General features: G+C 41.9%; 21 protein-coding genes. 7 read left to right on the forward strand and 14 right to left on the reverse strand.

Annotated features, from left to right (window positions below):
- Positions 1 to 418: 418 nt before the first annotated feature.
- A complete protein-coding gene (locus G7074_RS00840) occupies positions 419 to 616 on the reverse strand; it encodes a histone H1 (RefSeq protein ID WP_166206184.1) in 198 nt (65 codons plus the stop codon).
- Positions 617 to 987: 371 nt separating this feature from the next.
- Here G7074_RS00840 and G7074_RS00845 point away from each other — a divergent pair, with 371 nt between their 5' ends.
- The gene (locus G7074_RS00845; RefSeq protein ID WP_166206187.1) at positions 988 to 1,260 is read left to right on the forward strand and encodes an AtpZ/AtpI family protein; all 273 of its coding nucleotides are present in this window, start codon (positions 988 to 990) and stop codon (positions 1,258 to 1,260) included.
- A gap of 278 nt (positions 1,261 to 1,538) precedes the next feature.
- Here the strand turns inward: G7074_RS00845 and G7074_RS00850 are convergent, their stop codons facing one another.
- The 13 genes from G7074_RS00850 to G7074_RS26870 form a co-directional block, all read right to left on the reverse strand.
- Positions 1,539 to 2,009, reverse strand: coding sequence for a PA2169 family four-helix-bundle protein (locus G7074_RS00850; RefSeq protein WP_166206190.1), 471 nt, complete (start codon positions 2,007 to 2,009; stop codon positions 1,539 to 1,541).
- A gap of 264 nt (positions 2,010 to 2,273) precedes the next feature.
- Positions 2,274 to 2,450: a hypothetical protein gene (locus tag G7074_RS00855; RefSeq protein ID WP_166206193.1), complete on the reverse strand. Its 177-nt coding sequence runs from the start codon at positions 2,448 to 2,450 to the stop codon at positions 2,274 to 2,276.
- Positions 2,451 to 3,483: 1,033 nt separating this feature from the next.
- Positions 3,484 to 4,542, reverse strand: coding sequence for a GTP 3',8-cyclase MoaA (gene moaA / locus G7074_RS00865; RefSeq protein ID WP_240916432.1), 1,059 nt, complete (start codon positions 4,540 to 4,542; stop codon positions 3,484 to 3,486).
- Between the two features lie 561 nt (positions 4,543 to 5,103).
- Complete coding sequence (locus tag G7074_RS00870; protein WP_166206200.1) at positions 5,104 to 6,021, reverse strand: bestrophin family protein; 918 nt, start codon at positions 6,019 to 6,021, stop codon at positions 5,104 to 5,106.
- Position 6,022: 1 nt separating this feature from the next.
- Positions 6,023 to 7,261 (reverse strand): OFA family MFS transporter, encoded by a 1,239-nt coding sequence (locus G7074_RS00875; protein ID WP_166206203.1) that lies wholly within the window; start codon positions 7,259 to 7,261, stop codon positions 6,023 to 6,025.
- A 127-nt stretch (positions 7,262 to 7,388) separates the two neighbouring features.
- Positions 7,389 to 7,769, reverse strand: coding sequence for a hypothetical protein (locus G7074_RS00880; RefSeq protein WP_166206206.1), 381 nt, complete (start codon positions 7,767 to 7,769; stop codon positions 7,389 to 7,391).
- A 320-nt stretch (positions 7,770 to 8,089) separates the two neighbouring features.
- Positions 8,090 to 8,734, reverse strand: coding sequence for a molybdopterin dinucleotide binding domain-containing protein (locus G7074_RS26445; protein ID WP_205944134.1), 645 nt, complete (start codon positions 8,732 to 8,734; stop codon positions 8,090 to 8,092).
- 32 nt (positions 8,735 to 8,766) lie between these two features.
- Positions 8,767 to 10,455, reverse strand: coding sequence for an FdhF/YdeP family oxidoreductase (locus G7074_RS00885; RefSeq protein WP_205944135.1), 1,689 nt, complete (start codon positions 10,453 to 10,455; stop codon positions 8,767 to 8,769).
- A gap of 3 nt (positions 10,456 to 10,458) precedes the next feature.
- Positions 10,459 to 10,809 (reverse strand): hypothetical protein, encoded by a 351-nt coding sequence (locus G7074_RS00890; RefSeq protein ID WP_166206209.1) that lies wholly within the window; start codon positions 10,807 to 10,809, stop codon positions 10,459 to 10,461.
- Entirely contained in the window at positions 10,799 to 11,677 is an 879-nt protein-coding gene (gene fdhD / locus G7074_RS00895; RefSeq protein WP_166206212.1) for a formate dehydrogenase accessory sulfurtransferase FdhD, read from the reverse strand. Before fdhD ends, G7074_RS00890 begins: the two co-directional genes overlap by 11 nt.
- A 174-nt stretch (positions 11,678 to 11,851) precedes the next feature.
- Positions 11,852 to 13,741, reverse strand: a complete 1,890-nt coding sequence (gene dnaK, locus G7074_RS00900; protein ID WP_166206215.1) for a molecular chaperone DnaK — start codon at positions 13,739 to 13,741, stop codon at positions 11,852 to 11,854.
- A gap of 910 nt (positions 13,742 to 14,651) precedes the next feature.
- Entirely contained in the window at positions 14,652 to 15,401 is a 750-nt protein-coding gene (locus G7074_RS00905; RefSeq protein WP_166206218.1) for a mechanosensitive ion channel family protein, read from the reverse strand.
- Between the two features lie 81 nt (positions 15,402 to 15,482).
- Entirely contained in the window at positions 15,483 to 15,683 is a 201-nt protein-coding gene (locus G7074_RS26870) for a VOC family protein (RefSeq protein WP_240916433.1), read from the reverse strand.
- 1,120 nt (positions 15,684 to 16,803) lie between these two features.
- On the opposite strand from G7074_RS26870, the gene G7074_RS00915 reads away from it, so the two are divergent.
- From G7074_RS00915 to G7074_RS00940, 6 genes are all read left to right on the forward strand, one after another.
- Positions 16,804 to 17,745: a Dyp-type peroxidase gene (locus G7074_RS00915; RefSeq protein ID WP_166206221.1), complete on the forward strand. Its 942-nt coding sequence runs from the start codon at positions 16,804 to 16,806 to the stop codon at positions 17,743 to 17,745.
- Positions 17,746 to 17,849: 104 nt separating this feature from the next.
- A complete protein-coding gene (locus G7074_RS00920) occupies positions 17,850 to 18,770 on the forward strand; it encodes a DnaJ C-terminal domain-containing protein (RefSeq protein WP_166206224.1) in 921 nt (306 codons plus the stop codon).
- Between the two features lie 8 nt (positions 18,771 to 18,778).
- Positions 18,779 to 19,093: a chaperone modulator CbpM gene (locus G7074_RS00925; RefSeq protein WP_166206227.1), complete on the forward strand. Its 315-nt coding sequence runs from the start codon at positions 18,779 to 18,781 to the stop codon at positions 19,091 to 19,093.
- Positions 19,094 to 19,133: 40 nt separating this feature from the next.
- Positions 19,134 to 19,985, forward strand: a complete 852-nt coding sequence (locus G7074_RS00930; RefSeq protein ID WP_166206230.1) for an AraC family transcriptional regulator — start codon at positions 19,134 to 19,136, stop codon at positions 19,983 to 19,985.
- A 101-nt stretch (positions 19,986 to 20,086) separates the two neighbouring features.
- Positions 20,087 to 20,284, forward strand: coding sequence for a hypothetical protein (locus G7074_RS00935; protein WP_166206232.1), 198 nt, complete (start codon positions 20,087 to 20,089; stop codon positions 20,282 to 20,284).
- A gap of 96 nt (positions 20,285 to 20,380) precedes the next feature.
- On the forward strand, positions 20,381 to 20,797 hold the full coding sequence (locus tag G7074_RS00940; RefSeq protein ID WP_166206234.1) for a DUF1003 domain-containing protein: 417 nt from the start codon (positions 20,381 to 20,383) through the stop codon (positions 20,795 to 20,797).
- Positions 20,798 to 20,942: the final 145 nt, after the last annotated feature.

Consider the following 20,942-nt stretch of genomic DNA (forward strand, 5'->3'; position numbering starts at 1 on the left):
AATGTTCCTTTAATCAAGCATTTTTAACTACCTTCTTTAGGATTTCAGCATGAATTGTATTTTACCACCAAAAGTGGGAAGAACCTAAAAGTGTGCACTGATTCTCATGCCAAACCATACATCCCATTTTTTACCATCTAGTCTTGGTGGTTGCAAGTATAATTAGATCTTTCTTCAGAAAAATAGCCAACTGAGAGCACCAAAGAACCATCATTATGTTTTCAGTGTATTGAGCAACAATTCCCTGTCTATTAAAACGATAAAAATAAAATCCTTAGTTTTCCCAGCGTTTTTTTTTACTGATTTCTCCCTTTGTCTGAACTTCCAGATGTTTCCCAAATGGAAATTCCTTCCCATGCCTTAAAAAAACTATCCTCTTTTCATTAGCCAACAAAGAAAAGAATATCAACAGGCAGTATTACCTGGCATTCTTTTTTTCACTCATGCCATTTCGCAGCAACTGAGCGGTGGTTTGGATCTGCTCCAATGCCTTGTTCAGCTTCTCTTCAGCCGCCTGGTTGCCTTCAAAGTACTTGGCTGCCTCAGCCTCAGCAATAGCCATCTGCTCTTTGAGCTCGCTCATTTTCTGTTGATTGTAACTATTGAAATTTCCCATTTTTAGTTTTGGTTAGTTAACGATATGATTAGTTATAATAGTCAGTCAAACCTCTACAGAAATCTTCCAGAACCATAAAAACGTACTGGCCCTTCTACGTATTAGTGTTTTAACTTGCGGAGAACGCCGCTATACCAAATATAATCCTTATTCTTTTTTCTAGAAACCATATTTCGACATTATTGAGAAGATGAATAATATTCGACATCGTTTTCACCATTCACGACAGGGATAACGAAAAGATGATGTATAAATAGGCTTATCTTGTTTTTAAATTGATGATGGACTAACGCTAAAATAAAAGGAGAAAACTGCTAAACATACGAAAACTATAGCGTTTCTAGAAAGATGGATTCATGATATACTAGTGTATGAAAGACAACCCAAATCAAAGAAAAACAAACAAAAGTTTATTCAGAAAAAAAACAAGTTCCGATGCCCCACACGGCCTTCCTGGTTATGATTATGCAAAATATAGTGATCTAGGCATCCAGATGCTTGTTATCATAGGTGGGTTCTCCTACGGTGGTTATGAAATTGACAGTTATTTTCATCATGGTACACAGTGGGTTACTTGCCTATTGGCATTGATTGGCGTTGCTATAGCGGTCTATCTGGTTATTCGATCTGTGAGCCGCCCTTAATCGACTACCTATAAAAAACTAGTCCTCATAAAATCGATTAAGTTTAACTGTTTTTAACAAAGTTACCTTTTTGGGAAACGCCAAACGGTTTTACAGGTTGTTGAAATACTGATGAAACTTAAGCTAAGCAATGCCCTGGCTTTACCCCTATACTCCAAGACAGAACACCCGTTCTAAAAACGGCTGACCCGGTAATATCAACGACCTAGATACCACCAATCTACATAAAAATACCCGTACTGACAGGCATTTTAGTCGGGCGACAGTCTTTTCCCGTTTTACAGGGACGCCTTTAAAGTGGCTAATTCTTCCAGGGCTATGTAGATGCTATCTCTCTGCTTAACCAGCAAACCCAAATGATCCACATGATGCGGGTAATCAGCAATACAGGTATCAAACACCGATAGGGCATTGCTTTCAACCTTGATGATTTCATCAAACAGCTCTGAATCACTGTGGCCGGTAAACACCGCTTTGATAGATACCCAGGAGTCATGTATTTTTTCTATCAGTCCATCTTCCTTCTTGTCCGCCTTGCCACCGTGCACCGCAATGTGCGCACTCAACTCTTCAGCATAGCCCTCGCGTTGACGCTCCTGTTTGATGAAAAATCTATAAAAGTGCGGGTTTTTGGTTAGTTCAGAAGCATGCTTATAATCTTCCTTGCTGTTATTGACCAATTGCAAAAGCTTTTTTAGGTCGCTGATGATTAGCTTATTTCTTTCTGGATATTGACTTGAATTTTCCATAATTTCGAATTATTGAGAGCCATGTGCGATAACTTTTGCAAACCCCAATATATGATCCGGGGCTTAGACATAGCTTTATCAACATCAAGGCTGGTTATAGAACAATAATAAAGATTAATAACCTGAAAAGCTTGGCTAAATGCTATAGACATTATTGGTTTTCGTATCGGAAATCAATTCATTCCATCCCACCTTAGAAGTTATTCGATCCGGCGAAAGGACTGTCCATTTTCCTGGCTTTTCATCCCGACCTAGCCAAAACCGTCAGCCTTCAGAATCAAAAAACCAATCCTCTGCCTGATCTATTGCCTCCTTTATGGCATCAGATCTATCCATACCTTTTTCTGCTACCAGGGTTGCCGCTATCTCTAGAGCCTTCTCTTTTACTTCAGGGCTAAGGTCTTTTAGCTGAAGGTCAAAATCATGAAATTGATTTTCCATATCTATATTGTTATTTATATTAGTCAATCATGAAAATAATTTTACCATAAGCAATAAAGCTTACTTTGTAGAGAGCAGATTCTATAGTTGATTATAAAGTTTATTAGTCAGGGATTTAAAGCTGCATCTAAACCCGATCCCCACTTTCTCCAATCAGAAAGATATAAACCAAAATACCATTGATTAAGCTTTTCTTTAAGGAAGCTAAGTGTCGGGGTTTTCTCCACCTAAATCATGTTTTATTCTGGATGGGTCATAGTGCAGTCCCGGAGAAAGCCAATATAGCAAAACCAACCTTGAATAGCGATAATTAAATGGGGAACAAATCAATACGCCCGAGAAAATAACCAGGATGTAATAATAAAGGTTCTCATAGGACAGTTCCAGCCCAAAGACACTTGCCGCGACGCCAATTGAAATGATCTCGGCAACGCTCATTGCATAACTTACGAACATAGCGACGTAAAAGTAACCAGGCTCACGCTCAAACCTCAGGTCGCAAACCTTACAGACCTGGTTCATCTTTTGAATCTTAAAGCCATAAGCACTGCCAGTGAATACAGATCCCAAGCGGCAACGAGGGCATTTGGAATGACAAAATGCATTCCACTCTGTGGGTGGAGAAACCCCCTGTTTTTTTTCTGTTATATTTCCCATAATTTATTTAATGTTATTTTTTCCTTAGGTAACGTCAAAAATCTACAGCGGTTGGGAAATAAAGGCGGTCAATAATTTGCTGCCCCGTTCCGGGAACAATGAAAAATAACAAATGGGTATTTTACTAATACCGCCTCCTTCTTCCCGGAATATAGGACCAGCAGTTCCTGACCCGATCGATTTTCCCGCAATGTCCAACATACTGACTGTTCTCCTTCCACAAGTGGGTTTGGTTCTCGAGAATTTCCTTCCCCATATGGGCAGTTCAGTCATTAAGCAGGTACATATTTCGCTCCAAACCTCTGATTTTAGGATGTTAGTCTTTGTAATCTGTTTATAAAAAATTGTTTGTCTTCTTCAATGCTTATCAAAACTGTTATCCTCCAATTTTAATCATACTTCTATTGTTGATTGCACCGGCATCAATCTTTTCGAAATTTGCAGCAAGCTGTCCACCTAGTTCTTTTTTCTTGCCCCAGATCGAAGATTTAATCAGTGGAGCAACATCTTCATTGTTTCTGAGCGCGGTCAGCAGATCTGTTTCCCCGTCAGAAAAAAGGCAGTTTTTGAGTTTCCCATCTGCAGTCAGGCGCATCCGGTTGCAGGTGCCACAGAATGGTGCCGTCATGGTACTGATAATAGCAAAAGAACCATCGTGCCCGGGAATCATAAAGCTTTTAGCGGTATGGTGAGGTGCAATTTTAACAGGCAGAACAGTAAAATCCTTTTCTATGGTAGCCAAGATTTCGTCCAAAGGAAACATTTTGTTGCTGGTCCATTTATTGCCAGTGAAAGGCATAAACTCAATAAACCGAATCTGAATGGGGTTGTGCCGGGTCCATTCAATAAAATCCTTTATCTCGCAATCGTTAAGGCCTTTCATTACAACCATATTGATTTTCACGGCAATTCTGTTCTGAAGAAGCAGCTCTATATTGCCTCGCACTTGGTGAAACACATCCCTGCGGGTGATGAGCATAAATTTTTCAGGTTGCAATGTATCCAGGCTGATATTCATCGTTTTTATGCCTGCTTCTTTGAAAACGGGAAGCAATTCGGCAACGCGCGTACCATTTGTGGTAATCACAAGCTCTACAGGAAGTTTGCCAAGTGCGAGGATAATTTCTCCCACATCCTTGCGAACGAGCGGCTCGCCACCCGTGAGCCTTATTTTCCTGATGCCATGTTCAACAAAAATTCCGGCAAGGTCAATAATTTCGCTTTTCTGCATCAATCTCGAGGCAGGGGTGAAATCATATTCTTCCTCTGGCATGCAGTAGAAGCAACGAAAATTGCAGTTATCCGTTAAGGAAATCCGCAGGTAATCATGTATTCTGTCAAAACTATCTATCAGCATAAGGAATGTATTAGCCATTTGACTATGTAGTAAACAATCATTTTCTTTTGATGAGCGATTTTGATTTGGCGACAACATAATCGACGTTAAGCCAAAAAGAATTTATACAGATCGGCGTTGCCGGAGACACCGGTAAACTGCCTATTAAATATACCAAACCTCTTTATATTCTGCAAGCTTCATTGTTCTTAGTCGTGACCAGGATAACAGTGCCCCCGTCTGCACCTCCTAGGCTAATGAGCGCTTCAAAAAAACCAGTTGAGAATTGAACAAGCCCCTGTTTCATAAAGAGGCTCGCCAGCTCCCTACTGGCGAGTACCTCATTTATGCCGAGCGGCACCAAACAAACATAAGCTTATACCAACAGATGAATGCACATTTTAAAAAAGAGAAAAACATTCATTTATAGCTTAACATTTTATCTGCAAGATACTGAGTTGGTATTTATTTGAAAGCTTTTTTCCTTTCGAAAACAGTGTTAAAAGTGTTGAAATTGACGAAAAATATCTGGGGTTTCACCAAAAGCCTTTTATAGGTAAAAAGCTGAGAAGTACGAAGGACAGCAGGAATTAGGTCAATTGCAAACTAACCACTTGTGAAGCCTTTTCTGGTCACCTGTATCTCCAACGGGCAAACATTTTAATCGATGGTCCCGCTTTTACGCACCTTGATCTCGGTAATTCGGTTTCCAGCCAACTCCAACAAGGTCCCCTCTATCATCAAGCACATTTCATTCAAGGCAAGATCATTGGACTCGGTACCGAAGGGCTGCTCAATCTCATCTGCTATTGCTTCAAAAGCCACAAAAGTATAGGCGATAAAGACTACAATAAAAGGTGTGAGCCATTGCAGGCTGTCCACCAGTCCAAAAGGAAGCAGAAAACAGTAAAGATACACGGTACGATGGAGCAGGACACGATAGCTATAGGGAATGGGTGTAGAGATGATACGTTCGCAGCCTCCAACAATCTCTGTGAGTTTATCAAGGTTTTCATCCATACGCATCTGCTGTATGTAATCTATCTTTTCGGCGCTACGTGCGCGAACAATCCAGTCCCCCATCAGCTTGGTGATCATAATGGGTCTATACCTTGAAGCGCTTATGAAATTAAAATCATCTGAGCTGAGCCGTTCCCGCAGATCAGCTTCAGGGTCGGTAGAACGCAGCTGATGCTTTAATGAATATGTACAGGCTATCAGTAGGCGGATTAAGGCGTTGGACTCCGTTTTTCCGCCTGAACTTCCATAAAGTGTAACTGCTTGCCTCGCGAGAGAGCGGGTAGTGTTAAGAAGCCCTCCCCAAAGCTTTCTTGCCTCCCAGAATCGGTCATAACTCACATTGTTGCGGAAGCCCAGAAATAAGGCAAGCACAAAACCAAAAAGGGTTAATGGCGTAGGGTTTAGCGGTACCTTGAAGGAAAGTATCCTGCCATGAAAAAACACAACGGCAACAGACAGTACAAAAAGCAGCGTAAGCCTTGGCAGCAGACGGGGAAGAACTGAGCCATGCCATACAAAAAGCATTTTAAACCAATTTTCTTTTTTTCTGATGATCATTTTATTTCTGGCTTCTTATCATTTTTGCAATGGTAACTTTCATTGCCAAAGATACAATCAAAGCGACAACAAATAGCATAGAAAATACCTCCAGGGTCGTCACGAGCGAGCCTGTCGATTTCTTGACAAGATCGTAGATTGTTGGTCCGGCAATACCCGCCAAGCCCCATGCTGTCAATACCATTCCGTGAATTGCACCCAACTGCTTAGTTCCGAACAAGTCACCAAGAAAGGCCGGCAAGGTAGAAAAACCTCCCCCATACATGGTGATTACGGTAAAGAGTATAATCAGAAAAAATGTCTCGGTTTTAATCTCGGGCAAAAAGTAGAATGCCAGAATCTGAAACGCAAAAAAAATAATATAGATATTGGACCGGCCGATAAAATCAGATAGCCCCGACCAAAATATCCTGCCCAGGCCGTTAAAGACTCCGATCAGACCGACAATTCCCGCCGCCTGCATAGGACTGTATTTTAATTTCTCCTGGACAAGTGGGCTCGCCGCAGCGATAATGGCAATTCCACAGGTGATGTTGATGAACATCATGATCCAGATGTAGTAGAATCGGACTGTACGCAAAGCTGTATTAGCATCAATATTGGAGAAATCCACTTTGATCACTTTACCTTCTCCAGCCTGAAATCCATCCGGGAGATAATTGGCAGGCGGCTTTTCGATATACTGGGCAGAGCATAGGATCAATATCAGATAGATAATGCCTAAAACGTAAAATGCATTTGCTACGCCGATTCCATCAAACAGCGTCTGCATCAATGGGCCAAAAATCAGTGCTGCAAAGCCAAAGCCCATAATGGCCATTCCGGTTGCCAGACCGCGTTTATCCGGGAACCATTTTACCAGGGTACTTACCGGTGTAATATAGCCGAGTCCCAAGCCTATCCCTCCAATTAACCCATAGCAAATATAAAACAACGACAATGAGCCTATCTGAACGGCAATTCCAGATCCCAGTATACCCATCCCATAAAACAGACCAGCAACCGTACCACTTACCCTGGGGCCAACTTTTTCAACCCACCTGCCCAAAAGCGCAGCGGAAAAGCCCAGCAGTAAAATCGCAATCTTAAAGGCCCATTTGATTACCCCTTCCTCGACACCAAAGATTTCACCGACGGGCTTGGTCATAACAGAATAGGCGTAGACAGAGCCAATGGAAATGTGGATACCCACTGCCGATGCGGCGATTATCCAGCGGTTCTTTAATTTTCTCGAACTCATTTTTTTTGAATTGGTTAGTTGATAAAAATATTAATGAAGTTGTCCTCTCGCACTGAAATCATATACGGTATTGCAATTCCTTAAATTAATCCTAATATATTTTCTTGTACATTTTGTTATGGCTTTCTCAAAATGCCACTCCAAACTGCAGGGCAAGTCCAATGCTTGTGGGCTTTTCGTTTCCGATACGTACTGGAGCCACTACTCTCATGAAGTAGCTCAGCGTCTTTCTGGTTACGATTGTTTTGCTTAGCACTGGCGTGAGTCCGTACTGTCCGATAGTTTCAAATGCCAAACGTGTGAGATACGAAAAGCCGTGTTTCAACGGAAAAATAACGCCCGGGTGAAATACCAGGTTACTGACCTCGCTGGCATTGTTTTCGAACTTTATGGCAGGTGCGAGTTCAAAGCTAAATCCGATTTTATCACTTTTATACAGATTGAGTCCTATTGGAAAACTGACTGAATAACTTTTGTCAAAATTGAAACTATTTCCGTTCTTGTCCACTGTCAAAATCGGTTGAAGGACACTGATGTACCCCCTTAATTTTGGAAAAAGCTGCACTAGATGTAATTGCCTGGGCAATACCTCACAAGAAACAAAAATAAGGGTTACCAAAATGCAGTAGTTCTTTATAAACCGGCACATATTTATTCAACTGAATATCAGACCACTTATTAAACACCTATAAAAAAAGAGAGGTAAGGTAAAACTGGTCTCCTGCTACACAATATTCCATAAAAGCCCCTTCGAGCAGCATGGGCATGGTATGCCGATTCGCTGCTCATTGCCTGCTTCGTCCATTTCCCGCATGGGAAACTTTAAGGTTATATCAGCCGGTAGTTTTCCTCTACCTGCTTTATTCTGTCATAAATGGTAGACCTGTGTTTTTTTATTTTAATCTTCACATATTTGGAAGCCGGCATATTGCTTTCCGCCACGACATTGTTTACCGAAACCAGCACATTGGTTTCAGGGAAATAGGTTACCGTATTGCGCTCTGGAATCTCATAAGGTACAATGATGAACAGCGGGGCAATCCGTTCGACGTTGTCATCGAAATTAAACAGATCTACTTTGTCTCCGGCCTTCATCCCCAGTTTTTCGATATCCCTCTTATTCATGAAGATCACGCGTCGTTCATTTTTGATGCCGCGATAACGGTCATCCAATCCATATATGGTAGTATTGAACTGATCGTGTGTCCTGGTTGTGGCCATCATAAACTCATCTTCCCCAAGATCATTATTGGGAATTTCTGTAAGGGTGAAGGGTGCACGGTCGCCGAATTCCTTGGTAATAAACTTCCCGTCCCTGGCACTATTCGGCAGGTAAAACCCACCTTTTTGCCTAACCTTTTCATTATAGTTTTCAAAGCCGGGAATACAACATTCAATTGCATCCCTTACCGCATCATAACTATCGTGATAAAGCTGCCAGTCGACCACCGATCGCTCTCCCAAAGTTGCCATTGCCATTCTGCAGGCTATCTGCGTTTCATTAATCAAGTCCTTGGATACCGCATCCAGCATGCCCTTTGAAGCCTGTACAACCCCATAGAGTTTTCCGTAGAAATGATCTGTACCTCGCCATTTACGATGTCTTTATCACTGCGACCGTAAGTAGGTAGTATCAATGCCTCATTTCCATGAATAAGGTGACTTCGATTGAGCTTGGTGGACACACAAACCAGTAGATCCAATTTTCGTACAGCATTTGCTGTATAAGTAGTATCCGGAGTCGCAGACAAAAAATTCCCGCCCATACAAAACATAAATTTGAGCTTTCCCTCGTGCATGGCCTTGATTGCGCGAACCACATCATAGCCATGTTCCCGCGGCATGCTAAAGCCATAGTAACTTTCAAGACGGTCGAGCTGTTCCTCTGTCGGCTTTTCGTCTATAAGCATAGTTCTGTTCCCCTGAACATTGCTGTGCCCACGGACCGGACATACACCTGCTCCAGGCTTTCCGATACTGCCCTTAAGTAACAGAATGTTGAGAATTTCACGGATCATCGCCACGCCGTTGGGCTGTTGCGTAAGTCCCATTCCCCAACAGAAGATAATTCTTTTTTTAAAGGCAATCATCTCCGCAGCCCTCAGGATATCTTCTTTGGAAACGCCAGATAGCTCAGATAAATGGTCAAGATTATAATCATCATGCTCAAACTGCTTCAAAAATGTCTCGTAGCCAGTTGTTTTATCTTTGATAAATTCCTGATCAAAAACCTGTCCCGGAAATTTCTTTTCGAAGTCGATCAGCAGAATTTCCAAGGCCTTAAGCAAGGCCATATCACCATTGATTTTTACAGGGAGATATAAATCTGCCAGCTTAACCCCGCCACCAATCATTCCCTTTATAGACTGTGGATCCTGAAACCCAAGCAATCCCGCCTCAGGAAGAGGATTGATGGCTATGATCATGGCTCCATTTCTTTTTCCCTTAGACAGGGCACTCATCATCCTAGGTGCATTTGTACCTGGATTATGGCCGATATCAATAATCACATCGGTTTCATAAAAATCCTCCAGCGTGACAGTCCCCTTGCCAATGCCAATAGTTGGACGTAGCGCAGAACCGGAAGTTTCATGGCACATATTCGAACAGTCAGGCATATTGTTAGTACCAAATTCCTTGGCAAAGAGCTGATAGACAAACGATGCCTCGTTGCTGGTTCTTCCAGAGGTATAAAATGCTGCCTGGTGTGGTGACTCGAGTGCATTGAGGTGCTCTGCTATTTTCTTGAAAGCATTCTCCCAACTGATAGGCTCATAATGGGTTCCGCCTTTAGGCATATACATCGGCTCGGTAAGTCTTCCGAACTTACCAATCTGGTAATCATCCAGCTTGGCTAAGTCAAAGACTGAATTCTTTTTAAAAAACCTGGCTGTCACTCTTTTAGTTGTTGCTTCTTCAGCTAGAGCCTTAGCACCGTTTTCGCAGTATTCGCCAACAGGGGAACGTTCGTCATCAGGATCTGGCCATGCACAACTCGGACAATCGAATCCCTTGAACTGGTTCATGTTCAAAAGTGCGTGGTTCCCCCGGAAAAATGTCTTCTCCTCTATCAGATCCCCCATGGCAGCCATTACCGCATGCATTCCCGCCGCTGATTTCTCTACAGGTGTCAGTTTCAGATCGAGCAGCTTATACGGATTTTCCGCAGAAGGCTCCTTTTTATCTTTTTCCATCGCTTAGCAGTTTATATTGGGATTGGGAAAATTATCACTCTGATCTTCTTCCACATTATCCAAACAGGTAAAATCTTTTTCAATGAGTAGGCCTACCGGGCCGGTCACATCGCTAAAACCTACCTTATCGGTATTGACTAGCTCCTCGACCATTTTTTCGGGCATATTCAGAACGATCCGATTTTCCAAAAAATCGGCAGTAAGTTGCCCCTCGCTAGTCGTCATGATAGCATATTCCAGCGTCTGGGTAGTAAAATGGGTACGTTCGGAAAGAAATCCAACCATTCCCAATGCCGCTACTTCGGATTTGGTCAAACGATATCTGATCGAATTGCCTTTTATTCTAATTTTCATGTGATGTAGGAATTAAAATTCTGTCATTACTGGCATAAATGTTAAAACGGTCTTCCTTTAAGAAACCTAAAAGGGTGATACCAAATTCCGCAGCAAGTTCCACTGCAAGGCTGGATGGGGCACCGATAGCGGCGACAATTGCAATTCCCGCCATTGCTGCTTTCTGGATCAGCTCGAAACTTGCCCGCCCGCTCAACAGCAGTATGTACCTATCAAGGGGAAGCAGATCGCTTGCAAGCGCAGCGCCGATGAGTTTATCTAAGGCATTGTGACGGCCGACATCCTCCCTAACCATCAACGTTTCTCCCTCCATTGTAAAAAGGCCTGATGCATGGATTCCACCCGTAGCAGAAAAATTGCTTTGCGCTAACCTCAGTTTGCGTGGCAGCTGGTAAAGAGTTTCAGGCGACAGGCGGAGTTCCTGCTCACAGCCCAAACCCGAATAAATACTTGAAGTCCTGATAGACTGTATTGATCCCTTGCCACAGACTCCACAACTGGAGGTGGTGTAAAAGTTACGCTCGGACTGCGAGAGATTAGGCATAAATCGATCACTGAATTCAACACAGACAATATTTTCCTTATCAAATTCACATGCCATTGCCAGGTGGGCAATAACAGTCACATCCTCCCTGGAAGATAAAATACCTTCAGTGAACAAAAAACCCAGTGCAAGCTCTAAATCATTCCCAGGTGTCCGCATGGTAACGGAGATATTTTTTTGGACTCGGGCACCTGCAGGCCCGTATATTATCCGGATTTCTAGCGGTTCTTCCACAGAAAGAATGTCGAGCGCTGGGGAAGCAATAAATCCCGATACTTTTTTTACAGGCAAGTGTTTAATCGAAACCGATGGAATATCCCTCATAAAAATCGTTGCTAGTCAAAAATGAAATATAAATATACGGATTGAACAGAAAATTAGCTGCGCCCAACGTGCTTAATTTTCGCTGTTCTTACACAGCCCATAGCAGGTAGATATCGATCAATAACATTGTTGAAATGGGAAGGAATCCCATTTCAACAATGTTATTTTATTAATTTATTTTACGTCCTCAAAAGAAACGTCTGTCACATCATCCGGCCCCTCATTTACAGTTTGGCCTGCATTTTCAGTTCCCGGTGAAGGCTGATCGGTTTTGTACATCTCCTCACTGGCACTGTTCCATGCTTTGGTCAGGTCTGTAAGTGAGGTATCGATAGCAGCAATATCCTGTTTCTCATGTGCATATTTCAGGGCAGCAAGTGCACCTTCAATAGCCTGCTTGTTATCTGCAGAAAGTTTTTCTCCGAACTCTTTCAATTGTTTTTCAGATTGGAAGATCTGGCTATCCGCGAGGTTAAGTTTATCCACCCGCTCCCTGGCCTCTTTGTCAGAAGCCTCGTTGGCCTTGGCGCTTTCCCTCATCTTTTCAACCTCTTCCTTACTCAGGCCGCTACCAGCCTCAATCCGTATTTTTTGCTCTTTATTGGTACCTTTGTCCTTTGCTGTCACATTAAGTATCCCATTGGAGTCGATATCGAACACGACCTCGATCTGGGGAATCCCCCTTGGTGCAGGTGGAAGTCCATCAAGGTTAAAGATGCCCAGGCTTTTATTATCCTTTGCCATGGTTCTGTCCCCTTGCAATACATGTACCTGAACACCCGGCTGGTTATCGGCTGCAGTAGAGAATACTTCTGATTTTTTTGCCGGTATGGTTGTATTCGCAGGAATTAAGGTTGTCATCACACCGCCCATTGTCTCTATTCCCAATGAGAGCGGTGTCACATCCAGTAGCACCACATCCTTTACATCACCCGATAACACCGCACCCTGGATTGCAGCCCCCAATGCAACCACCTCGTCAGGATTGACACCTTTACTAGGCTGTCTGCCAAAAAACTTCTCTACGATTTCCTGCACTTTGGGAATGCGGGTACTCCCACCTACAAGGATAACCTCTTCGATATCTGCCGGTTTCAGCTTCGCATCTTTAAGGGCTGCCTCACAAGGTTTCAGACAGCGCGAAAATAAACTGTCCGATAGCTTTTCAAATTTTGCACGGGTCAATTTTTTTACTAGGTGCTTAGGAACTCCATCCACTGCTGTCACATAGGGCAGGTTGATTTCCGTTTCAGTAGCAGTTGAAAGTTCAACCTTGGCTTTCTCCGCTGCCTCCTTTAGACGCTGAAGTGCCATGGGATCCTTGCGCAGATCAATCCCCTCCTCTTTCTTGAATTCATCGGCCATCCAGTCCATGATTACCTTATCGAAATCATCACCACCAAGGTGAGTATCACCATTGGTTGATTTAACCTCAAAAACACCATCACCAAGTTCAAGTACGGAAATATCAAATGTTCCCCCTCCGAGATCGAAAACAGCTACTTTCTGGTTCTTATCTGCCTTTTGCAGGCCATAAGCCAACGCTGCTGCAGTTGGCTCATTTACTATCCTTTTTACGTTGAGTCCCGCAATTTCACCTGCTTCCTTGGTTGCTTGTCTCTGGGCGTCATTAAAATATGCGGGAACGGTAATTACGGCATCTGTTATCTCCTGCCCTAGATAGTCCTCTGCGTTTTTCTTCATTTTCTGCAGGATGATAGCGGAGATCTCCTGTGGTGTATACAGCTTCCCGTCGATATCCACGCGGATGGTATCGTTGTCTCCGCGAACGACTTTATAGCTACAATGCTTTATTTCCTCTGTGACTTCATCGAAACGACGTCCCATAAAACGTTTGATGGACATGATCGTATTTTGCGGATTGGTAATCGCCTGCCTTTTCGCTGGATCACCAACCTTACGTTCTCCATTTTTTAAAAAAGCCACAATTGAAGGAGTGGTTCTTTTTCCTTCATCGTTAGCGATCACTACCGGATCATTTCCTTCCATAACTGCCACGCAGCTATTGGTGGTTCCCAAGTCAATGCCTATAATTTTGCCCATAATGTTAGATATAGTTTTAGTTAAAAATTTAATTATTTCAGATTAATACTTTCTTTCGCCAAAAACCCTGTCTATCGACATCATCTGTCTCCAAATAGCAGGTAATTACCTACTCCACAATACAAATCCCAATTCCTAATCCGTCTGGTGCCAAGGAAGCGTTCCGCATTCCTGATAACTATCAAATTTCATTGCATCAGTCAATACAATATTAGATAATAAAAAAACGGCATCTTGTGATATAACTATAGAATAGCATGAAAATAGTATCGTAAATTATCTATCTGAGATTTGCAAAAAACGTCCAGACGTGCTGACCAACAAAAATAATCCTGCACCTTATGGCACAGCCAAGTAAGATTTTGGATAGCGTATAAAAAATAAATATTGGACCTGTGTATTTTGGGTTACGGCTTGGATGAAGAGCGATTCGTTTAGGTTAAAAAAGCCATTAGGCAAAAGACAACCTGAAACATACCTTCGGCTTAGGTCCGAGCGACTGCTTGAAATAAAAAATATAAAAAAGAACATTCTGCCAATTGGCATTTTCCCGTTTAGGGCATCGGATAGCGACTAGGCTTTACTCAGTCAGGTATTATCATAAACCCCTTAACTTCGGCCTGATTATTAAAATTAACATTTTTTTTCAATATCCCCATGAATTAGCAAGTAATATTAATAGGATCGAAGAAACACTCAGTACAACCAAACTATAACCATCAAGTTGGGTATGCCACCAGCGGGCATAGATTTCCCCTTAGCCTGAAACAGCAACATTAAATGATACTGGCGAAATTAAGGTATGTTACGATCACAAAAAAATGATTAATCGATATCAATATAACTGCCTTTTACGTCAATGGTATTTTTTCAAATTCAAAACGTTTCTTGAGATTGGCAATCGCATCGCTCAACGCCTGTTGAAAATCTTCCTCGACCGAGAATCTGATCCAGAAGCTAACTTGAAAGCTACATACAGATCCCGATACTCCTGTGTAAAAAAAAGATGTCTTATGGTTGGAATATGGAGACCCAGTTTGCCAATTTCATCGAGCGCTATTTCCTTAATTTTATCAAGATCGCTTTGCAAGGGGACTGCCCAGGTAAAACTCACCTGCCTTGTCCCAAATACGCTATAATTGGTAAAGGTATTGTTATAGATAATCTGGTTGGGTACGAATACCTTCTGCCCCGTGATATTTGCTATTGCCGTGGTGAGCCAGGATATTTCAAGTACGGTGCCGTATGCATTATCTAACTCTACCCAGTCCCCGACCCTTATAGGCCTTTCCAGACTGAGCAGCAGGCCAGCAAAAGCATTTGATGCGATATCTTTGAACGCAAAGCCAGCAACAATACCAATGACGCCTGCACCCGCAAGCAATTTAGTCAGAATCTGTTCCAGTCCAAGTATTTCAAGAGAAATGAATAGCCCCAAACATATGACAAGGAAATAGATGCACGCGGCTATAAACTTTGCCACATCTAAATTGAATTTGACGATTTTGGAATAAAAACGCAGGCTAATTTTTTTTGCTCCCCTCGCCAAAAGGATAAAAAGCATCAATGTTCCCAGTGCCAGTATGATCCGGGGAAGAAAATTCACCAATGCCATTTCCCAAACTCTCCAATCCAGATTAGATCCTATGAGCTTTTCCATGACCAAATACTCGGTTTTTTGTTAAGTTGAAATAAAATATATACTAGATTAAATTCTTTAACGTCCTGATAAGATCGCGGTTTATGTTTTATCTGTTTTCTTTTCGAAGCTGATCATCCAGTTAATGCCAAACTGATCAACAACCATCCCAAAATAAGCACCCCAGAACGTATCGGTTAGTGGACTAGAGATCTGTCCAAACTGAGCAAACCCGTTGAAAACCCGATCCGCCTCATTCCTAGTGTCAGCGGAAACAGAAACTGAAAAATTGTTCCCTTGCACCAATGAATCACTCCCGCACTGACATCACAGCCCATTAGACACGAGTTTCCTATTGGAAGGGAAATATGCAGAATGTGGTCACGCTGCGACTCCCCTACTTGAAAAATAAGATTCTGTGGCATCTGACTAAATCTGGACAACTGTCCAAATTCCCCACCAAAAATCGATTTGTAAAAATTGAATGCTTCCTCACATGTTCCGTCGAAAGTCAAATAAGTGTCTGTGGTCGCCATTGTGAAATTAGTTTAATTGAACTGAAAAAGATTGTTTTTAAGTATAAGATGTTATCGATGCTTAAGCAGGATATTATTTTAAAACCTAAAAAAACCATGCAACCTTCACGCTTAGGCCATACACAAAACAGAGACAGCCCCGGACGCAAGGACAAAGACTGGCCGGGGATAATAGCTTCGGCGAGCCGCCGCCATGCGTTGCTTGTATTTCATAGGTAAATATTCCCCTCAGTTTAAAAAAGTTCTTCAAGCACTTTATCATGCTTTGTGTGGAATAAATTTTTATGTTTATATTTAGGCTTAACAATGCAGATTCAGATAGAAATAAAAATATTTTAACGGCATAAACCGGGCATTCCGATCAAATTCATAACAGACCCATTCCCAGCATCCCAGGATTTTTCAAGCGCATTAAGGTAGCCTAATTAGAACATTTTTTGATTCAATTCACCAATACAATGATAGCCAATGGCAAAGGATATTCTAGAAATTATAATTGTTGTATTTCGTGAAAATAATATCGAATAATATGCATTTGAGGAAAATCTGAGCTGTATCACATTTACAACAGCTAAATTTGACTTATGCATTTTAAAATTCTATGCGTGAACAAGAAAAAAACATATGCCTATAAACATAAAAAGCACAGAGCTTATTTGCATTAGAGCAAAGCACGAGTTCATTAATTTTTTGCTTTCTCTGTGAGAGTCTTGCATCACTCCGCCTATTTTTTAGGTAGTTTTTATAATGGAAATCAGTGATGCAAGGGCTTCTTGCAGGCGAGATCAATTTTGATAATAATTGATTTGACGAAGTGCCTACTACAACAACACCTATTACAACAAAAAGATCAGATAAAATTGATAACTACAAATAAACCGACAAGCGTGAATCAACCACAAAATGTAACAGACTATCCAAATAACAACACCATTTTCACAGTCTGGAAATTCAAAGATGGTGCAGCCATCAGGCCAGCCTTTGAGAAATTATGTGCCTTGGTAGAAAACATAAATCGCTCCTATGCGATCCGTATTGTTAAGGGACGGACAAGTTGCGTCCTGGGTGTCGGACATGATGCCTGGAAAAAACTCGGACTACCCACCCCCCTCCCAAGAGAGCTAGCCGAATTCGAGCCCATTGTTGGAGATCGACACACCGCAGTGTCCACGCCAGGAGACCTACACCTACATTTACGGGCACTGGACATGGGTATATGTTTCGACATGGCCAGCGACATTACAGCGGTGCTCGAGTCCGTCGCCGAATGCACCCTGGAGATACATGGTTTCAGATACTGGGACGGCCGCTCTATACTGGGCTTTGTAGACGGCACAGAAAATCCCATAGGAGATGAAAGGCAACTTTTCGCCCTTGTCGGTGATGAAGATCCCGTTTACAAAGGTGGGAGTTACCTGTTTGTACAAAAGTATCTGCATGAGATGAAAAATTGGACAGCATTGTCTACCCAGGATCAGGAAAAGGTCATTGGCCGTTATAAAATGAGCGACATCGAAATGACTGATGAGGTAAAGCCAAGCAATTCGCACAGTGCGCTGGCAGGAATAGAAGATTCCGCTGGGAACGACCTTAAGATCATCAGAGACAACATGCCTTTTGGACATCCGGCAAAAGGAGAAGTTGGCACCTACTTCATTGCCTATGCCAATACATTCAGCACCGTAAAAGAAATGCTAACCAGAATGTTTATTGGAAGTCCTCCAGGAAATTCTGACCGGATACTTGACTTCAGTACCGCTAAGACCGGTACACTTTATTTTGTGCCAACCATTACGATGCTTCAGAATTATTCGGCAACTTCCGAATAATTTGATCAACGAAAATGAACAATTCTGCCTGCGAAGAAAAATGGCTCCATCCATTAAACCAAGATTCAAATTTAAGACAACTTATTTAAAGATAACCCAGCCAAATGGATTACATTGATTATTACAAAGTTCTTGGTGTTGGCAAAAGTGCTACGCCCGATGAGATCAAGAAGGCATATCGCAAATTAGCCCGCCAGCATCATCCCGATCTGAACCCTAATGACCCCGCTGCGGGAAAACTTTTCCAGCAGATCAATGAAGCCAATGAAGTGCTCAGCGATCCAGAGAAAAGAAAAAAATATGATCAGTACGGAAAGGATTGGAAAAACGCAGAACAGTTTGAAGAGGCACGCAGGCAACAGCAGCAACAACAGTCTGCATACAGTGGAGGTAACCCTTTTGGAGGTCAGGGAGGGTATTATTCAAGCGATGATGATGGAGACTTTTCTGACTTTTTTGCTTCGATGTTCGGAAACCGCGGAGGCTCAAGGGGAGGCAGGCAGTCCCATTTTAAGGGGCAGGACCTTCGTGCCACACTCCAACTCAATCTATCAGATGCATACCATACCCATAAACAAACCTTTACCATAAATGGGAAAAATATCAGGATCACAATTCCAGCGGGCGTGGAAAACGGCCAGGAAATCAAAATTAACGGGTATGGCGCCGATGGCGTTAATGGGGGGCCAAAGGGTGACCTGTATATCACCGTTGAAGTCAAAAACAATACCTCTTTCATACGCAAGGGAAATGATCTGCATTCAACCTTACCGTTAAATCTTTACAAAGCGATACTTGGAGGGGAGGAAATGATCGATACAATGAGCGGAAAAGTAAAGCTGAACATAATACCAGAAACACAGAACGGTAAAAAAGTCCGGTTAAAAGGCAAGGGTTTTCCTGTATACAAGAAGGAAGGCATCTTTGGAGACCTGTATGTGACCTTTGAGATACAGATGCCAAAGAACCTGACCGTACGGGAAAAAGAGCTGTTTGAACAACTTGCAAAAGAATCCAAAAAATAATAAAGCCGATGGAAAATTTAACAAAGATTTCAGTAGAACTGTGCTGTATCTACTATAAAATTGAATTGTCTTTTATACAAAAACTGGATCAACATGGATTAATAAGCCTTATTTCCTCAGGTAAAGAGGCCTTCATTACCTATGAGCAGCTGAACGACCTGGAGAAATACATTCATTTTCACTATGATCTGGAGATCAACATGGAAGGTATTGAAACGGTTGTGCACCTTCTAAACAGGATCAAAAAGCTCCAGCAAGAAGTAAAACTCCTTCGAAACTATGAACAAGAAGAACACTTCCCAGACCTTGATGCGGAAACCTAAACTAAATCAACATAACTCAAGCCACATTATTAATTGTTAAATGTCTAAAACAAAGAGCTACATTGGGCATCTTGGCAGTGATCCAAGTTCCGAGAACAAAGCTTTCGTAGAATATAAGTATTTTGATAACGCCAGCATGCTCACCGCTTCCCTTGACGGCGATTACTTCGCCCTGATACTATTTGAAAGCGGGACGGGAGAGCAAAGCATCGCTTCTCAAAAACAAATTATCAAGCCACAGCAAATCTGCATATGCTCACCCGGAGAGATTCCACAATGGAAGTTCCAGAATGAGCCAAAGGGTCAAATCCTGCTGATAAAGCGGCCATTGATTGAGACCTTTCCCGCAATTTTGCAATTTTCGTTTTTGGGACATAATGAGCACTCCCTCCTGGATCTGGATACGGAAATGTACGAAAAAGTTTATGCAGAATTTTTGGCCATTGACAAGGAACTGTCTGCATCCACTGTTTTCAGTGAGCTGGTCAATGCAAGATGTCGTCTAATCGGCCTGATGATCACCCTATGGGTAGAGCATACTTTTGGCGATCATTCGCCGCACCGGTCCAAATCCATAGCCTATAAATTCCAGGCCATGGTTGACAAGCATTTCAAAACCCAGAAGTCGGTTTCATTCTATGCTAGCCACCTTTGCATCACATCCAATTATCTCGGGGTCCTATGCAAAAAACAGTATAAGATGTCTGCATTAGATTTTATTCAGGAACGTATTTTGCTCGAGGCAAAGAGATTGCTTCACAGCTCTGACCGATCCATCAAAGAAATTGCTTTTGATTTGGGTTTTAAGAGTCAGACATATTTCTGTTATTTCTTCAAAGTCAAAACAAGTCTAACACCGAGGGAATACAAGATAATTTTAGGAAAATCTTAAAAATTAAACATAAAAAAAAATCAACCTACTGACTTTAAATATATAAGCCTATAAAAAACGAGCAAACTGAGATAAAAAAGTGAATTAATAAACAGTTCAAAATGAGAAGAGGCAAAATCAAAAGTATATGTTTAACAAATCGTTCTGGAATCATCATTGATGAAAACGAACAAACAATCAGCTTCAACCGGCTAGAGGATTTAGATTTGGAGTTGAATGAAGCCGTGTTCTTTGAGATAGAAATGAAGGAAAATGGACTTGAGGCAGTAAACATTGCCAAAATGCAAATATCCCCGTAGTTAAAAACTATAGTGATGCTGAGATTGGGTCGTTGCATTAGTATTCCAATCACAAGCAATAGTAATATTTATTTGTTTTAAAACCAAAAGACTGAAATGATAAACAAGGGAAAAAATTGGTATCAAATCCATAAGGATGCGATGACCTTCGGACAAAAATTGGCAGACAATGTAGCGACAGGGATGGGATCCTGGCGGTTTATTATTATCCAAACCATAATAGTTGGGCTATGGATGATACTAAATGTGATTGCTTTCATCGCTCACTGGGATCCATATCCATACATCTTGCTTAATCTTTTGTTCTCAACTCAGGCCGCTTATGCGGCACCAATAATCATGATGGCTCAAAACCGCCAGAATGAACGAGATCGAGCTCAGGCAAATGAAGATTTCAAGACAAATGTGGAGGCAAAAAAAGAAATCGAACAATTACAGATTCGATTGAACTCTATTGAGGTGGATAAGCTAGATAAAATCCTGGCTCTATTGGAAAAACTAGATAAAAGTTAACAGTAATCATCCGGTAAGCAGGACATTATTAATAACAAGCGTTACCAAAAGTACCCAGCTCCAATTGGCAATATTATTATATCAATTGATTTTTTGTTGTAGCCCCCCTTCTTTACCATGGAGCAAGCTGTCCAAAACAATAAGA

The sequence above is a fragment of the Pedobacter sp. HDW13 genome (assembly GCF_011303555.1).
Classification (GTDB): Bacteria; Bacteroidota; Bacteroidia; order Sphingobacteriales; family Sphingobacteriaceae; genus Pedobacter.

Bases quoted from the DNA above. Each gene is read 5' to 3' on its own strand.
- G7074_RS00840 (WP_166206184.1), bottom strand. From the start codon at position 616: ATGGGAAATTTCAATAGTTACAATCAACAGAAAATGAGCGAGCTCAAA.
- G7074_RS00845 (WP_166206187.1), top strand. From the start codon at position 988: ATGAAAGACAACCCAAATCAAAGAAAAACAAACAAAAGTTTATTCAGA.
- G7074_RS00850 (WP_166206190.1), bottom strand. From the start codon at position 2,009: ATGGAAAATTCAAGTCAATATCCAGAAAGAAATAAGCTAATCATCAGC.
- G7074_RS00855 (WP_166206193.1), bottom strand. From the start codon at position 2,450: ATGGAAAATCAATTTCATGATTTTGACCTTCAGCTAAAAGACCTTAGC.
- moaA (WP_240916432.1), bottom strand. From the start codon at position 4,542: ATGTTGTCGCCAAATCAAAATCGCTCATCAAAAGAAAATGATTGTTTA.
- G7074_RS00870 (WP_166206200.1), bottom strand. From the start codon at position 6,021: ATGATCATCAGAAAAAAAGAAAATTGGTTTAAAATGCTTTTTGTATGG.
- G7074_RS00875 (WP_166206203.1), bottom strand. From the start codon at position 7,261: ATGAGTTCGAGAAAATTAAAGAACCGCTGGATAATCGCCGCATCGGCA.
- G7074_RS26445 (WP_205944134.1), bottom strand. From the start codon at position 8,734: ATGGCAACTTTGGGAGAGCGATCGGTGGTCGACTGGCAGCTTTATCAC.
- G7074_RS00885 (WP_205944135.1), bottom strand. From the start codon at position 10,455: ATGGAAAAAGATAAAAAGGAGCCTTCTGCGGAAAATCCGTATAAGCTG.
- G7074_RS00890 (WP_166206209.1), bottom strand. From the start codon at position 10,809: ATGAAAATTAGAATAAAAGGCAATTCGATCAGATATCGTTTGACCAAA.
- fdhD (WP_166206212.1), bottom strand. From the start codon at position 11,677: ATGAGGGATATTCCATCGGTTTCGATTAAACACTTGCCTGTAAAAAAA.
- dnaK (WP_166206215.1), bottom strand. From the start codon at position 13,741: ATGGGCAAAATTATAGGCATTGACTTGGGAACCACCAATAGCTGCGTG.
- G7074_RS00905 (WP_166206218.1), bottom strand. From the start codon at position 15,401: ATGGAAAAGCTCATAGGATCTAATCTGGATTGGAGAGTTTGGGAAATG.
- G7074_RS00920 (WP_166206224.1), top strand. From the start codon at position 17,850: ATGGATTACATTGATTATTACAAAGTTCTTGGTGTTGGCAAAAGTGCT.
- G7074_RS00925 (WP_166206227.1), top strand. From the start codon at position 18,779: ATGGAAAATTTAACAAAGATTTCAGTAGAACTGTGCTGTATCTACTAT.
- G7074_RS00930 (WP_166206230.1), top strand. From the start codon at position 19,134: ATGTCTAAAACAAAGAGCTACATTGGGCATCTTGGCAGTGATCCAAGT.
- G7074_RS00935 (WP_166206232.1), top strand. From the start codon at position 20,087: ATGAGAAGAGGCAAAATCAAAAGTATATGTTTAACAAATCGTTCTGGA.
- G7074_RS00940 (WP_166206234.1), top strand. From the start codon at position 20,381: ATGATAAACAAGGGAAAAAATTGGTATCAAATCCATAAGGATGCGATG.